Origin of the sequence: Absiella sp. AM29-15 (assembly GCF_003434225.1) — a bacterium.
Lineage (GTDB): Bacteria > Bacillota_I > Bacilli_A > Erysipelotrichales > Erysipelotrichaceae > Hoskinsella > Hoskinsella hominis.
The window spans coordinates 110,325-125,845 of the sequence record NZ_QVFL01000015.1 but is presented as its reverse complement, the minus strand read 5'-3'; the positions used below and the strand labels follow the sequence as shown (position 1 = coordinate 125,845).

Below are 15,521 nucleotides of genomic sequence, written 5' to 3'. Positions count from 1 at the left end.
AAGATAGCACGTTGCCAGGTCTGTTTGCCTCACATTTGTGAGGCTTTTTTAATTTATATGCATGTCAATTGCATAAAACAGAATAAAATGGTAATCTTTTTAACATACGCAAAGGAGGCATTTGATGCTGGAGCTTTTAGAAGATGTATTACATGATGCAATACCGATGCTGCCGTTTCTTTATATTACATATTTATTAATGGAATATTTAGAGCATAAAGGAAATGCACATTTTACAAGAATATTAGAGAATACGCGAAAACTTGGCCCTATTTTGGGAGCAATTCTGGGGGTAATCCCACAATGTGGCTTTTCCGTACTTGCTGTTGGATTATATTTAAATGGGACGATTACTGTTGGTACACTGCTTGCAGTATTTATATCAACAAGTGATGAAGCAATCCCCATTCTTGTATCTCAACCAAAAGAATTCAATACACTGATTGGTGTGATTGTGGTAAAGCTGATTGTGGCAATTATTGTAGGATATCTTGTTGATACTATGGTAAGACATCACCAATTAAAACAAAATCATCCAATTAAGAATATACATGCGGATTGTGAAAAAGAGGAAGAAGAACACGGGATATTCTATATTGCATTTATCCATACGATGAAAATATTTGTATTTGTTTTTGTGATTAACTTTATTCTTTCCTATATTATGGATGCAATTGGTCAGGATACTTTACGCATGTTTTTAGCAAATGGTTCCATTATTCAGCCTGCATTTGCAGCAATTGCTGGTTTTATTCCAAATTGTGCCGCTAGCGTGATTTTGGCTCAATTATATTTGGATCAGGTCATCAGCTTTGGCTCGTTGACAGCAGGATTGATTACAAGTGCTGGGCTAGGGTTACTTGTAATGTTGAAAATGTATGATAATAAAAAAGATATCATACGAATTATGCTAATATTATTTATGAGTGCTGTTGTGACCGGCATCCTATTACAGTTGTTTTTCTAAAACCGAACTTCGATTCGGTTTTTGTTTTTTTTACTTTCAATTTATAGTATAATACCAATAAAGGTGGTAAAGATATATGGATTATAAACAAGAATTTGAACAATTGGTACAAGAGAAAAGATATGAGGATGCCAGAATCCTTTTAGAACAAAATCACATCCATGCGTTGGAAGATCCTTTTTATTACGCCAATATGGGATGGATATTAAATCAGCTGGAACGTTTTGAAGAAGCAATTATCTGTTTAAAAAAAGGACTACAGTTATTTCCAGAAGATGGCTGGATGTATTCACAGATTGCCTATGCAGATGATCGTTTAGGCAAGTTGGATGATGCTTTGGATGCAATTGATCAGGCACTAAAGCTGGGTTTTGATGAACCATGGCTGCATGGTGAAAAAGGCTGGTGCTATAAAGAAATGCAGAAATATGATGAAGCTATTCAATGTTTTGAAGATGCTTTGATGGATGATGAAAATAATGTGTGGCTGTTAGCACAAGCTGCTTATAGTTATCTTTCAAAAGAAGACTATCAGAGTGCAGAAGAATATTTCTTAAAATGTTATCGACTGAAGCCAAATGATGATTCTATTTTTGATCTTGTGAATTTTTATAAGCATGTGAATGATTTTGAAAAAGCAATTACATATCTTGAAAAAACATCTTCCCAATATGAAGGCTGGAAGCAGTTTGAATTAGGAAATGCTTATCATGAATTAGGCAATGATGGAGAAGCAGTGGATCATCTGGAGCAATCCCTTGCCAGTGGGCGTGATGATACAGGAGTAAGAACACTATTAGGGGATGTATATGATGCTTTGAATCAAAAAGAAGAAAGCTGTTTACACTATGATCAGGCACTTGGTTATTATGAAAAAGCATTACAGCGGGATGAAGAAAATGATCGTGAATGGATCTGGCAGGAAATGATCTGGATTGCACATAAAGAAAAAAATTATGAAAAGAAATTATCATATCTGGATCGTGCTAGTGCAGAATTTCCAAATAATATATGGATGCAATATCATTATGCCCGTTGTTATTCAGATATGAATGACTATGCCAATGCTGTAAAAGCTTGTGAAAAATGCTTTGATCTTGGTGAAAAAAGTAAAGAAATGCTTGATTTATATGCTTGGAACCTTGGTCGTTGTGATAAAGAGGAAAAAGCTATTGAAACACTTTTAAAAAGAATTGATATGTATGGTGGAGAAGAATGGAATTATGGGGAGCTTGGCTGGGACTATGCTCAATTAAAGGATTATGATCAGGCATTGGCTTATTTTGAAAAAGCTTTGGCTGTAAATCCCGATAGTGAAATGCATATCTCTATGATTGGCTGGTGCTATTTAAGACTTGAACAATATGATCAGGCATTATCCTATTTGAAACATGCACAGGATGCAGGCCGTCAAGATGGCTGGATATTCTCTGTCATGGGAGAAACATATGCGGCTATCCATGAATACGGACAAGCGATAAACTGCTTCACAGAGGCATTAGAACGCGATTATGATGAACCATGGATTCATGAGGAAATAGAAACATTGCGTGAAAAGATGAATAAACAGAAACAACCAGGTTAAGCTAATAGAAATGGAGGTATGCGATTATGTGTGGAAGATATTATTTTTCAATTGAAGAAGCCCTGGCTTTTGCGAAATTAAAACAAAAGATCACACAAATGAGCATCTCTCATTATGCCCAACATGAAATTTTTCCTTCCCAAAATGCATTAGTTTTGGTGGAGGGACAAAACGATTATACTTTAGATGTTATGAAGTGGGGCATGAAAGGTTTTCAAAACAAACTGTTAATCAACGCAAGAAATGAAGGCATAGAAACTAAAAAAACATTTTTACCAATGTTACAGCATCGTTGTTTAATTCCTTGTAATGGTTTTTATGAATGGAAGAATAAAAAAAAGGTATTTATATACGAAAAAGAGGAACCGCTTTTTTATCTGGCAGGAATATATAATGAAAAGAAAGAATTCGTCATTGTGACAGGAGAAGCACAAAAGGAGATGAAGTTTGTTCATCATCGTACACCAATCATTCTGCATGAAAAGGATATTGAGCGTTATCTGAAAGGAGATTGTGAATTTGCAGTCGATAATGATGGTCTAGCATTTTCACTTGATGATCCAGATCTATGAAAAAATATCGTTCTTTTACCACTGTCTTTATCCTTATACTATTATGGCAGATCTTTGCTTCACGAACAGATAATGATTTTTTGATGCCTTATCCTTTGGATGTTTTACAATATATGCTCGCATTATTGTCAACACAGTCCTTTTATGTTGCGGTTGCGACAACATTATTACGTGTTTTTATAGGATTGACCATTGCATTTACCATGGCGATGTTATGCGCAACACTTGCTTATCGTCATAGAGTATTTCATGATTTATTCTATCCAATACTACTATTAACAAGGAGTATTCCTAACATTTCCTATGTTATCATTATCTTATTGTGGTTTGGTGCTGAGAAAAGCTCCGCTATCATTACGTTTTTAATCTTATTTCCCATGATGTATGCCAATCTTTATGAGGGATTAGGTAATATCAATCGGGATTTGCTTAATGTGATGAAGATATATCCCGAAAAAAAATCATATTTGATTCGTAAAATCTATATTCCTTTGCTTCACAGCTCCATTAAGGCCTCTTTACTGACTGGAATATCCTTTGGCTTTAAAGTAGGTGTCATGGCAGAAATCGTCGCTCAGGCACAAAATGGGATTGGAAGGCAAATGAATTATTGTAAAGTAAGCTTTGATATGACAGGCGTATTTGCATGGACTGGCTGGATTATTTTATTAGCCTTGATTATGGAAATCTTCATACATTTAATTTTATATAGAAAAAAAGAAGTTCATTGAGAACTTCCTATTGATTTTTAATCACAGGGGATACCTTTTTATATGAAATAAAGACAATTAATGATACCAACACACCCTTTAATAAATTGAATGGTACTGTAGATAAGAGTACAAATGCCAGTAAACCGTTGATATTAGGATTAATCGCTGTACCCATTGCAATCAATGCATCTAATGGGATTTTCATGAAAAATGAATACGCTGGCAGAATGATAAAGTAATTAATCAATCCTCCCATAATCGTCATACTGATTGTGCCATAAATCAATCCAATACAAGCATTTTTTCTTGTCTTGTTTTGATGGTAAACAAAGGTTGCAGGTAATACGAAAGCTAAACCAATCAGAAAATTACTTAATTCTCCTGTCCCTGCGGTAATGGTACCATTAAACAATAAATTTAATGCGATTTTAAGCGCTTCAATACAAACGGCAGCCCATGGTCCTAGGGCAAATCCTCCGATTAAAACGATTACTTCGTCAAAGCCCAGTTTATAAAATGCTGGTGCAAATGGAAGTGGAATCTCAAACAGCATGACTAGAAAGGCCAAAGCTCCTAAGATACTGACTTTTGCGATGGTGTTGACACTCATCCTGCTTCTGTTTTTTGTTGAAACACCTGCTGACATAATAATTCCTCCTTTTTTGCCAGCCTTTTTTATCTTTTACAAAATAAAAAAGGTTTTCAACAAAACCTTTAGGGATTACATAAAAAGAAAACACATACTTCTTCCATCCAGACTATACTGTCGCCACCGGAATTTCACACGGTTCCTGCCATATTGGCTTGCGGGGGTTACCGCCGATTGGGAATTTCACCCGACCCTGAAGTTTTTGTCATGTATATACTAGCACAAATCAGAAATTTGTCAATTCATATGTTCTTTTTGTTTTCTTTAAATTTTCGATAGGATACCGATCTACGATTTTTCATATAAGCTTCTTCTCCTGGAAAAAAGACTGGATTTTTATGATCAGATTTAAATTGATGAATAGCATCTTCACCATCTTCCAGCATTTTTTCTATATCAAAAGACACGAAGAGCTTTGGTGGAATCATATAGATCGGTGTATCTTTTATATCATCTTTTTTCATCATCAGCCATTCATGATAAGTCTGTGGGCAAAGCATGATAATATCATAGGGTTGCTTTTGTAGATACATAAACATGAATTGGGCATGATCTATATGATGCTTTTTCGATAGACCTGATGCCATAAGCTCATTATTTAATCGTTTGACTAAAACACTTGATGAACAGCCATTATTGCATACGATTAAGATATTCATGTCATCACCATCCTTGTGTTCATCATACCATATCATTTTGTTCATGTGAAGTTTCTTTCAAATTGTGTGAAAAAATATGAAATCAAAAGCTTACTAGAAAATATATGTGAAAAGTGGTATAATATCCCACAAGTGAAGGGAGTTTTTATTCATGAAATGGTTACAGAATTTTATGCGTGGGCGCTATGGTGTTGATCAGTTGAATTTCTTTTTGCTGATTTTGGCAATTGTGATTATGGTACTGGCAACGTTATTTCGCATACCATTTGTTTCCTGGATATCCGTTTTGTTACTGGTATTAAGTTATTTTCGTATGTTTAGCCGAAAAGTTTATAAACGTTCTGCAGAAAACACAAAATATCTTCGTATGGTATATCCAATAACTTCTCGCTGGAAAAGTCTGAAGAAGCGTTGGAAAGATCGTAAGACACACAAATATCTGAAATGTCCAAATTGTAAACAAGAAATGCGTGTTCCAAAGGGCAAAGGTGAGATTACAGTAACTTGTCCAAAATGTCGTACAAAATTTGATGCAAAATCTTAAAGCCTGAAATTTCAGGCTTTTTTAATGTATAAAAGTGAAGGCATAGGTACTATGAAAGCTTTACATATAATAGAAAAGACTGTCAAATTTGGACAGTCTTATGCAAGTTATTCTATTTCTTCAGCTGAAACTCTTTCTCTATAGAATTGTCTACGATCTTGAGGTGTTAAACCTTTTTTACGTAAACGAATGCAATCTGGCACGATTTCAACAAGTTCATCATCGTTGATCCATTCCAAAGCTTCTTCTAATGACATGACTCTTGGTGGAGTTAAACGCATTGCCTCATCATTTCCTGATGAACGAATGGCAGTCAGCTTCTTGTTTTTCAATGGGTTAACATCCATATCAACAGTACGAGCAGATTCACCAATGATCATACCTTCATATACTTCTGTCTGTGGAGAGATAAACAATGTTCCTCTTTCCTGTAAATTCCATAATGCATAAGTCATGGCACTGCCTGTTTCAGTTGAAATCATGGCACCGTTTGCACGCTGCTGGATTTCTCCTTTGTAAGGCGTATAACCTTTGATACGACGTACCAGAGTTCCTTCACCACGTGTATCATTGATGAATTCACTACGATAACCAAGAAGTCCTCTTGTAGGTGCTTCATAAGTGATACGTACATATCCGTTTTCTTCTACCATATCAATCATGGTACCTTTTCTTAAGTTCAATTTATTGATGATGGTACCTGAATATTCTTCAGGAGCGATTGCTACAACTTCTTCCACTGGTTCTACTGTCTTGCCATTTTCATCTTTATGTAAGATAACTTCTGGTTTTGATACAGCAACTTCATAACCTTCACGGCGCATCTGTTCAAGCAATACAGAAATATGAAGTTCTCCACGTCCGCTTACTTTGAAGCAATCTCCACTTTCAGTAGGTTCTACTTTTAAACCAACGTTTACTTCCAGTTCTTTTTCCAAACGTTCTTTCAAGTTACGGCTGGTAACGAATTTACCACTCTTGCCTGCGAATGGGGATTTATTAACGATGAAGTTCATACTTAATGTAGGTTCTTCAATTTTAATACTTGGAAGAGGCATTTCATGATCTTTTTCACATAATGTTTCACCAATAGAGATATCTGCGATACCTGCAACTACAACGATATCACCAGCATGTGCTTCCTGTACAGAAACACGGCTCAATCCACGATATACGAAAATCTGGCTGGTACTTTTTGTACGAGAGTTGCCAAAAGAATCACAAACGACAATCTGTTCCTGTGCTTTTAAAACACCCTGATAAATTCTACCGATACCCAAACGTCCGATATATTCATCATATGCCAAAGCAGATACCTGCATCTGTAATGGTTCATCATCCATATCAGGATAAACATCACAGTGTTTCAAGATTGTCTTAAACAATGGTTCAATGGAATCACTTGGTGTATCCAAATCGTATTGTGCAATACCCTGTTTAGCAATACCATACAGGATAGGGAAATCTAATTGTTCATCTGTAGCATTTAAGTCTAAGAACAGTTCATAAACTTCATCTACAACTTCCTGAGGACGGGCATCTTTTTTATCGATCTTATTGATCAACAGAATAGGACGAAGTCCCATTTCTAATGCTTTGCTTAAAACAAAACGTGTCTGAGGCATTGGACCTTCTGAAGAGTCAACCAGCAGGATAACAGTATCAACGGTCTTAATGATACGTTCTACTTCACTGGAGAAATCCGCATGGCCCGGCGTATCCACGATATTGATTTTTACACCGTCATGAATGACTGAACAGTTCTTGGAATAAATCGTGATACCACGTTCTCTTTCCAAATCATTACTGTCCATAACACAATCGATTACTTCTTCATTGCTGCGAAATACATCACTTTGACGAAGGAAAGCATCTACCAATGTAGATTTTCCAGCGTCTACGTGGGCAATGACCGCTATATTTATAATTTTTTCTTTTTCGCTCATATTTTATTCCACCTTTTAGACCAACTATAATAATATAACGAAATTCCAATAATAACAACTTTTTTCGCATATTTATGCATTATTTTCACTTCTTTTTCAATATACTAGAAAGAAAAAGGTGATGAAGATGAAACTTAAAAAGATTGTATGCCCTTTCTTGTGTCTGATGATTTTATGCAGTTGTTCGCATGTTTCATTTAAAAAGAAAAACAATCCTAATCAGGAGGTTGGAGAAAGCATTCAGGAAATGGGCTTTAAGGACCATAGTGTGTATAGTATTTTATATCCAAAAACAGGAATTGATGATTTAGACGATAAAATTAAAGCAATTGTGGAAGATGGACATAAAGCATTTGATGAAAAGACACAGGCGTATAAAGAAAAGCGTAAAGCGGAATATAATGTCAGTTATGAATCTTATGTAAAAGATGAGCGCTATCTTTCTATTCGACTGGATATATATGAGAGTATTTATGAAAATCATGAAGAAATCAAAACGCTTGTTTATGATAGTAAAGAAAAACGTTTTATAGGCTTAGAAGATATTTTTCAGGGAGATTATCTACACGCTTTATCTAATCAGGCACAAACATATTTTAAAGAGCGGTTTCCACAGGAATGTAACCAGAAAAACTTTGAACTGCATAGTTCTGCTGCAGTTGAAAACTTCGCATCCTTCGTATTGAAGAAAGATCGCGTTGTATTTTATTTTTCACCGGGATATTTATTTGATAATGCAGCCAGTATGGAAATCATGTATACAGATTTTAAAGATTATATCGATTTAAGTCCTGAAACGACTTTTGCTTATGTACCATATGATCAGGTATTAAATGAAAATGTAAAACCAATTGATCCAGATAAACCGATGGTGGCACTTACATTTGATGATGGTCCAAGTCCAAAATATACGGAAAGAATCCTTGATGCATTAAAGGAATATAATGCCAGTGCAACCTTCTTTGTGCTTGGCTCTAATGCAGAAAATGCTCCCAAACTTTTGCAACGAATGGTGCTGGAAGGCAATGAAATTGGTAATCATACCTATTCACATAAACAATTAACGACCTTGTCAAAAGCCGGTATTGAAGAAGAAATCAAAGAAACAAAGGAGTGTATTTATACCATTACGCATATTTATCCTCATGTATTACGACCTCCTTATGGCATTAAAAATGATACAGTTGTGAAATGCGCAGAGGATGCCAAGGTTGTGACATGGAGTCTGGATACCAGAGATTGGAAGGATAGAGATGCAAAAATTGTTGTGGAGCGTATCTTAAAAGATGTAAAAGATGGGGATATCATTTTGATGCATGATCTATATGCCTCCAGTGCACAGGCTGCGGCTATCGTCATACCCAAATTACAGGAAATGGGCTATCAACTGGTGACTGTATCACAATTATATGAAGCGAAAGGAATGTAGCAGTTCCTTTTTTTATCGTTTATGTAAGCGTTTAAAAATTCAAAAAATATACACATATTGAAAAAAGTATGCTATAATAAAAAAAACAGAAAGCTGGGATAGTTATGAACTTTATCTTTATATCCCCAAACTTTCCTGAAAATTACTGGAAGTTTTGTGAAAGCCTTAGAATCAATGGTGTCAATGTGCTGGGTATAGGGGATCAGCCATATGAAGCATTGTCATATGAATGTAAGCACTCTTTGCAGGAATACTATTATGTCAATGATATGAATGATTATGAGCAGCTGTTTAAAGCTGTTGCGTTTTTTTCATACAAATATGGTAAAATCGACTGGCTGGAATCCAATAATGAATACTGGATGCGATATGACGCAAAACTGCGTACGGATTTTCATATTACCACGGGTTATCAGGAAGATGAAGTGGAAATGGTTAGAAACAAGGCGTTGATGAAAAAAGGGTATTTAAAGGCACATATCAAAAGTGCCAGACAAATTGAAGTACAGTCTTATCCACAGGTCAAAGACTTTGTACAGAAATGCGGATATCTTTGTATCGCAAAGCCAAAAGATGGTGTTGGAGCTTTTCAGACTTATCGTCTGAATTGTGATGAAGATGTAGAAAAATTCATGAAACAGCCTCATGAGAATTATGTTATGGAGGAATTCATAGAGGGAACAATTGTTACATATGATGGCATTGTAGACAGCTTGGGAACCATCATATTAGAAACATCACATGTTTTCCCTGTAGGAATCATGGATATCGTCAATCAGAAAAACCATCTTGCATATTACAGCGAGCGTGAGATTCCATCTGATCTTAAAAAAGCAGGCAAGGCTGTTTTAAAAGCCTTTAAAGCAAAAGGCAGATGGTTCCACTTAGAATTTTTCCGACTCGCACACGACAAAGAGGGAATGGGAAAGAAAGATGATTTAATAGGATTAGAAGTCAATATGCGTGTACCTGGCGGGTATACCGCAGATATGATTGACTATGCCAACGAAATTGATGCCTATCAAATATGGGCAGATATGGTTTGTGGCTATGGTGCACGTTCCTTAAAGAAAGCACCATATTATGGGGTATATGCATCACAAAAATATCATCGGCACTATTGTCATAGCACAAAAGATATTCTGCAAACCTATGGTTCACATATACGGATGCATGAATATTTGCCAGAAATATGGCAGGATGCCATGGGAGATGAAACATTTATCGCTTGTTTTGAAACGATGGACGAAGTACATGCATTTATAGACTATGTCCAGAAGGAGGAAACAGTATGAAGATCGAATATTATAAGGAATTTTCTCATGAATTAAACCGCGATATGGAATTTAAAGTGTATGGAGAAACAGGCAAGCCTTGTCTTGTATTTCCGGCACAGGATGGACGCTTTTACGATTTTGAAAACTTTGGAATGATCGAAGCAGCTCAGGAATATATTGATGCAGGACGTGTACAGTTCTTCTGTTGTGATTCCATTGATGCGGAAACATGGAGTAAAGAAGATGGCAATCCAAGACAGCGCATTGAACAACACGAGCGTTATTATCACTATATTGTAGATGAATTAGTCCCAAGAATTCACGAAATCAATGATCCAGGACAAACAGAAATCAAAGGCATTATGACCTGTGGATGTTCTTTAGGAGCATTTCATGCATTGAATTTCTTCTTAAGAAGACCAGATTTATTCGATAAAGTAATCGCCATGTCTGGTATTTATCATGCAGATTATTTCTTCCATGACTATCATGATGAATTAACATATTTGAATTCACCAAGTGATTATCTGCCAAATATGCCAATGGATCACCCATATATGGAGTTATATAAAAAATCAGAAGTCATTTTATGCTGCGGTCGAGGTGCATGGGAGCAGGAAATGGAATACAGCTTGCATCAGATGCAGCAGATTTTTGAAGAGAAACATCTGGATGTATGGATTGACTATTGGGGATACGACGTATCACATGACTGGTACTGGTGGAAGAAACAAATTGATTACTTCTTACAATTCGTTGTTTAAAGGTCTGATTTATTCAGATCTTTTTTTTGTTTATATATTTTATGGATATCTAACATTGACAGTTGACAAATATCTATTATCATAATATTATATATATGTCAAACAAAGGAGATAGATACATATGAAACAAGGATACCGTACCATTATGCATCATCGCTGCTTTATGCAGAATTTAATTGCTAATCTTATCAATCGTTTAGGAGATTCCATTGATATGATCGCCTTTAGCTGGCTTGTTTATGCACTTACAGATTCAGCTGCATGGTCTGCTATCGTATTAGGGGTAAATATTTTGCCTAACATTCTTATTCAGCCAATCGCTGGAGCTATTGTTGAACAACAGCCTAAAAAACGTGTTATGGTCTTATGTGATCTAGGTAGAGGCGTGCTTACGGGTTTGATCATTCTCTTATATATCAACCAATTATTGTATCCATGGATTCTTCTGGTCATCACATTTATGAATAACACATTAGAATCCTTTAGAAATCCTGCAGAAACGGGATTTATCCCACGCATTCTGCCTAAGGAGGACTATGATTTTGGTTTATCATTAAATCAGTCCAGTGCCAGAATATTTGAGTTGATTGGAACAGGAATTGCTGGTGTGATATTAAGTGTTGGAGGGATTGCAGGAGCAGTTGCTATCGATATGCTAACATTCTTTATATCTGCATTTCTTATTGCTACCATTCCTCTTCAGGAAGAAAAAGCCGAAAAAAAAGCAACGATCCGATTACAGTGCGCTTCTTATTTACATGATTTAAAAGATGGCTATCGCTATCTGAGGGGCACAAAAATTCTATTCACACTTGCCATACTGGCTTGTATCATGAATATGACATTGGTTCCATTAAATTCATTTGAAGCACCATATATCAGTGGAATCCTTCATGCACCTGCTTATATGCTTTCTTTGTTATCCATCATGATGACGATTGGTATTGGTGTCGGCTCTTTCCTGTACCCTTATGCACACCGCCGCTTTTCTAATCATGTTCTATTAGCATTCGGTGGAATGATGACGGGCGTCTATTATGCAGCTTTGACCCTTATTCCAGGTGCACCATCAATGGAAATTATTGGAATCTGTATTGGCATATCCAGTTTCTTATTTGGATTATTTGCAGGAATTATCATATCTTTAGTAAATATTGCATTTATGAGCAGGGTAGATACAGCTTATGTATCAAGAGCCAGTTCTATCTTGTCCGCAATTGCTACAGCAGGAATGCCAATTTTATCCTTCATTTTAAGTGGAGTATGCAGCTTTGCCAGTGTTTTAGATATTCTTCTTGTATGTGGAATATTTACAATTGTGTTATTTGCTGGTATGATGTTCATGAAGTCACTCAACGATTTATAAAAATGGAGGAATGACGATGATTCGTTATGAAAAAAGACTAAGACCGATATTGGAATGTATCGGTCTTCTAGAGCATTATGTAAACCAGGATTTAGAACTGAAACATGTAGATTCTTTATCTACTGAGCAAAATGATGATTTAAAAGAATGGTATTCTTTAATTGAAGAAGCTGGAAAGATGATGGAAGCACAGTTTCCACAAGAAGCATATTTATTTCGTAATTTAAACAAACAAGGAAACAGTTCTTTGGTACGTGCTATTGTGCAGACCAGCTCAGAAGAAGAAACAAGCAGTGATACGAAAAAAACATTTCACGCTATTCGATCATTCTATAAGAAAGATCCCTGCGCATTCTTAAGGAAGATTGTCACTTCAGGAAAAGAAATTTATAAAGAAGATATCAATGAAGAAGATTTACCAGCCCTTTTAGATGAAGTCCTTTATGAAGATGATATCAAATGGAAAATATGGAAGATTCATTCTCAATTAGAAACCTATTTGGATAAAATAGAAATGATGATTTCAAGCATTATGCAGTTATATGAGAAACACATCAAAGTATATGAGAGATTATTAAATGTTTATCTGGAAGATATCACCTATACAAATAAAACCAAGGACTGTTTTACTTATATCTGTGATAGTTTAAATGTTCATTTTCATGAGGTACAAGAGGTAGTTGTGATTCCTGTTTTATCCGATGTGAATGAAATTACATTCATGTTTAATGAAAAAATACATAAAGAGGATAAAGACATACTATTCGTTTTTTGGGGAATTGTCCTCATCAGAAAGATGTTACATGAAGAAGATAACATAACAAAGGAACAGATGTGTTCTACTTTGAAGCTGTTAAGTGATCCCAGCAAATTTGATATTCTAACATTTATATCTCATAAAAAGGCGTATGGAGCACAAATAGCAAATGAACTCAATTTATCGACACCAACCATTTCTTATCATATGCAGGCATTAATGAATGCCCAGTTAGTAACCTTTGAAAAAGATAACCAGCGTTTATATTATCATTTAAACCGCGAATATCTAAAAGGCTTTTTGCAACAGGTAGAAAAAACATTGTTAAATGAATAACTATGGTATAACCTTATCATAGTTATTTTTTACTTTTTTATATATTTTATCTTGCATTTTTAGAATAATATGGTATTATATTTAGGCAAACAAACGGAGGTTTAGCTCAGTTGGGAGAGCGTCTGCCTTACAAGCAGAGGGTCAGCGGTTCAAGTCCGTTAACCTCCACCAGTATAGTAAACGAGCTGTTCGATTAACGGACAGTTTTTTTGTATATAAGAAAATTAACCGCTGAAATAAATTAACTTACCAACGTTATAAAAAAACACATTCTTACATGAATAATGTAAGAATGTGTTGTATCCTATACATGAGGTGAGTTAAGATGAAAGATCATGAATATCAGGACTTCTATCAGTACATGAAAGAAACACGCAGTTTTTTTCATCAACAGTTATTTTCTCAGGACATTATGTATTTTTGTAAGATTTGGAAGAGTCACAGACAAGCTTTTGCCCAATATTGTAAGAAACAAGATTGTGTACGCACGTATATTTTATTAAATCAACGATGTGTTGATTATGAAACATCACTGTTAGATCACAAGTATTTGCATCAGCAGATCAGTGAACAACATTATCATCATATGCAAAGACAAATTGAAAAAGTATTTATTTAAATCTGCTAGAATAATTTATCTTCATCAATTTAAATAAATTATAAATTATTAAGGTTTTTATAACTTTGTATAAACGGTACATTAGATAACAATTAGGTCACAAATAACGATGTCAAAATATGAATGAAATAGGAAAAACCCGGAGTTAAGGGGGAGCTCCGGGTTTTCCTAAATAATTATGTTTATTTAAGGGGATAGAAAATTGTATGAATTATCATTAGGGAGAATGATAATTCATACAAGCAAGGTTTACTTTCCCTTGCTCCCCTATATGTTATCAATAGAATGTAAAATGATAATGTGATAAATAAGGGAAAATATGTGATTATAATATGGTGGAGATTTATGATGTGTATAAGACATTTTGTAAGGATTATACGGAAGCAAACTTCAAAGTGATATAAAAAGTAAAAATCTTTATTTCTATTTATTTGATGATTTGCAACAAACTTGCAACATTCTAAAACAAAACAATTTATAAAAAGATGAAGAAAAGTCTTTGAATAAAGGTTTTAGCACAGAAAAAAGGCGTTTAGGGGAACGCCTTTTTTCTCAATAATAATTATTAAGGGGATAGAATGTATAGAAAATAATTAGGGGGATTATTTTCTACCAGACAAAGAAACCTTTGTCTGGTAATAGAATAACCTAAAGATGCGGAAAAAAGATAGGGCAAATTTGTGAAATTGTGTGATTATTGTTTGACAATACTAGCCAATAGGATCATACTATCACAAAAATCTTTTCTTTTATGTTCAGGCAATTGTCGAAAAGCGTTTAGAATACGCATTTCTTTATCGTCCTGAACTACAAATTGCATATTGTTTGTCTGATGAAGATGTAAAACTTCACAGATATCAATCTCTAATATCGTACAAAGTCTTGTCAATGTATCGAGATCTGGATATGAGATATCGTTACAATAACTGGATATCGTACGCTGATTTACGTTCAATAAACTCCCTAGTTGTTTCTGTGTCATGTTTTTATTTTCTAATCCCGCTTTAATGATTCCTCCGATTTTAAGCATGGAATGCACCTCTTTCTGTAATATATAGTATAAAGGACAATATTTGTTTCAACGAAAAATACCATTACAAATGGTATTATAAAAATAAAGATAAAATCATAGTATCATAAAGTATGATGGCATAGGAGAGCATAATTGTAAAAAGAATTGCATCTTTTTTGCGTCATACGAAATAAAAAAATACCCAGGTATCATAACATAAAATATCCAAGAGGACAGATATTGGTTATTTCGTGTTCGATTATATAGTGAAAAGTTTAAAATATTAAACTTTTTGTTTAGAAATTATTGCATATGGCGAAAAAATA

The 15,521-nt window shown here is 34.8% G+C and carries 15 protein-coding genes, 1 tRNA gene and 1 riboswitch; of the genes, 12 read left to right on the top strand and 4 right to left on the bottom strand.

The window, feature by feature from the left end:
- The first annotated feature begins 124 nt into the window (after positions 1-124).
- From DW761_RS15095 to DW761_RS15080, 4 genes are all read left to right on the top strand, one after another.
- On the top strand, positions 125-967 hold the full coding sequence (locus DW761_RS15095) for a putative manganese transporter (protein WP_117453077.1): 843 nt from the start codon (positions 125-127) through the stop codon (positions 965-967).
- A 76-nt stretch (positions 968-1,043) separates the two neighbouring features.
- Entirely contained in the window at positions 1,044-2,552 is a 1,509-nt protein-coding gene (locus tag DW761_RS15090; protein ID WP_117453078.1) for a tetratricopeptide repeat protein, read from the top strand.
- A 26-nt stretch (positions 2,553-2,578) separates the two neighbouring features.
- The gene (locus DW761_RS15085; RefSeq protein WP_117518616.1) at positions 2,579-3,124 is read left to right on the top strand and encodes an SOS response-associated peptidase family protein; all 546 of its coding nucleotides are present in this window, start codon (positions 2,579-2,581) and stop codon (positions 3,122-3,124) included.
- Complete coding sequence (locus DW761_RS15080) at positions 3,121-3,855, top strand: ABC transporter permease (RefSeq protein WP_117518615.1); 735 nt, start codon at positions 3,121-3,123, stop codon at positions 3,853-3,855. The genes DW761_RS15085 and DW761_RS15080 overlap by 4 nt, the downstream gene beginning before the upstream one ends.
- Before the next feature lie 7 nt (positions 3,856-3,862).
- Here the strand turns inward: DW761_RS15080 and DW761_RS15075 are convergent, their stop codons facing one another.
- Together DW761_RS15075 and DW761_RS15070 are read right to left on the bottom strand one after the other, a co-directional pair.
- The gene (locus DW761_RS15075; protein ID WP_117518614.1) at positions 3,863-4,483 is read right to left on the bottom strand and encodes an ECF transporter S component; all 621 of its coding nucleotides are present in this window, start codon (positions 4,481-4,483) and stop codon (positions 3,863-3,865) included.
- 91 nt (positions 4,484-4,574) lie between these two features.
- A riboswitch (FMN riboswitch) is annotated at positions 4,575-4,691 on the bottom strand.
- Positions 4,692-4,728: 37 nt separating this feature from the next.
- A complete protein-coding gene (locus DW761_RS15070; protein WP_117518613.1) occupies positions 4,729-5,190 on the bottom strand; it encodes a hypothetical protein in 462 nt (153 codons plus the stop codon).
- Between the two features lie 106 nt (positions 5,191-5,296).
- Here DW761_RS15070 and DW761_RS15065 point away from each other — a divergent pair, with 106 nt between their 5' ends.
- Positions 5,297-5,689: a hypothetical protein gene (locus DW761_RS15065; RefSeq protein ID WP_117518612.1), complete on the top strand. Its 393-nt coding sequence runs from the start codon at positions 5,297-5,299 to the stop codon at positions 5,687-5,689.
- Between the two features lie 107 nt (positions 5,690-5,796).
- Here the strand turns inward: DW761_RS15065 and typA are convergent, their stop codons facing one another.
- Positions 5,797-7,635: a translational GTPase TypA gene (gene typA / locus DW761_RS15060; RefSeq protein WP_117453084.1), complete on the bottom strand. Its 1,839-nt coding sequence runs from the start codon at positions 7,633-7,635 to the stop codon at positions 5,797-5,799.
- A gap of 127 nt (positions 7,636-7,762) precedes the next feature.
- Between typA and DW761_RS15055 the strand changes: the two genes are divergently transcribed.
- The 7 genes from DW761_RS15055 (at position 7,763) to DW761_RS15025 (ending at position 14,183) form a co-directional block, all read left to right on the top strand.
- Positions 7,763-9,064, top strand: coding sequence for a polysaccharide deacetylase family protein (locus DW761_RS15055; protein WP_117518611.1), 1,302 nt, complete (start codon positions 7,763-7,765; stop codon positions 9,062-9,064).
- Between the two features lie 104 nt (positions 9,065-9,168).
- On the top strand, positions 9,169-10,359 hold the full coding sequence (locus tag DW761_RS15050) for an ATP-grasp domain-containing protein (protein ID WP_117518610.1): 1,191 nt from the start codon (positions 9,169-9,171) through the stop codon (positions 10,357-10,359).
- Entirely contained in the window at positions 10,356-11,105 is a 750-nt protein-coding gene (locus DW761_RS15045) for an esterase family protein (protein ID WP_117453087.1), read from the top strand. Before DW761_RS15050 ends, DW761_RS15045 begins: the two co-directional genes overlap by 4 nt.
- A 121-nt stretch (positions 11,106-11,226) precedes the next feature.
- Positions 11,227-12,471: an MFS transporter gene (locus DW761_RS15040; RefSeq protein ID WP_117518609.1), complete on the top strand. Its 1,245-nt coding sequence runs from the start codon at positions 11,227-11,229 to the stop codon at positions 12,469-12,471.
- Positions 12,472-12,487: 16 nt separating this feature from the next.
- A complete protein-coding gene (locus tag DW761_RS15035; protein WP_158552213.1) occupies positions 12,488-13,564 on the top strand; it encodes an ArsR/SmtB family transcription factor in 1,077 nt (358 codons plus the stop codon).
- 95 nt (positions 13,565-13,659) lie between these two features.
- Positions 13,660-13,735: transfer RNA gene (locus tag DW761_RS15030), tRNA-Val, on the top strand.
- A gap of 154 nt (positions 13,736-13,889) precedes the next feature.
- A complete protein-coding gene (locus tag DW761_RS15025; protein WP_117518608.1) occupies positions 13,890-14,183 on the top strand; it encodes a hypothetical protein in 294 nt (97 codons plus the stop codon).
- Between the two features lie 694 nt (positions 14,184-14,877).
- Here the strand turns inward: DW761_RS15025 and DW761_RS15020 are convergent.
- Positions 14,878-15,213 carry a helix-turn-helix transcriptional regulator gene (locus DW761_RS15020; protein ID WP_117453091.1) on the bottom strand — a complete coding sequence of 112 codons (336 nt, stop codon included), beginning with the start codon at positions 15,211-15,213 and terminating at the stop codon, positions 14,878-14,880.
- Positions 15,214-15,521 lie beyond the last annotated feature (308 nt).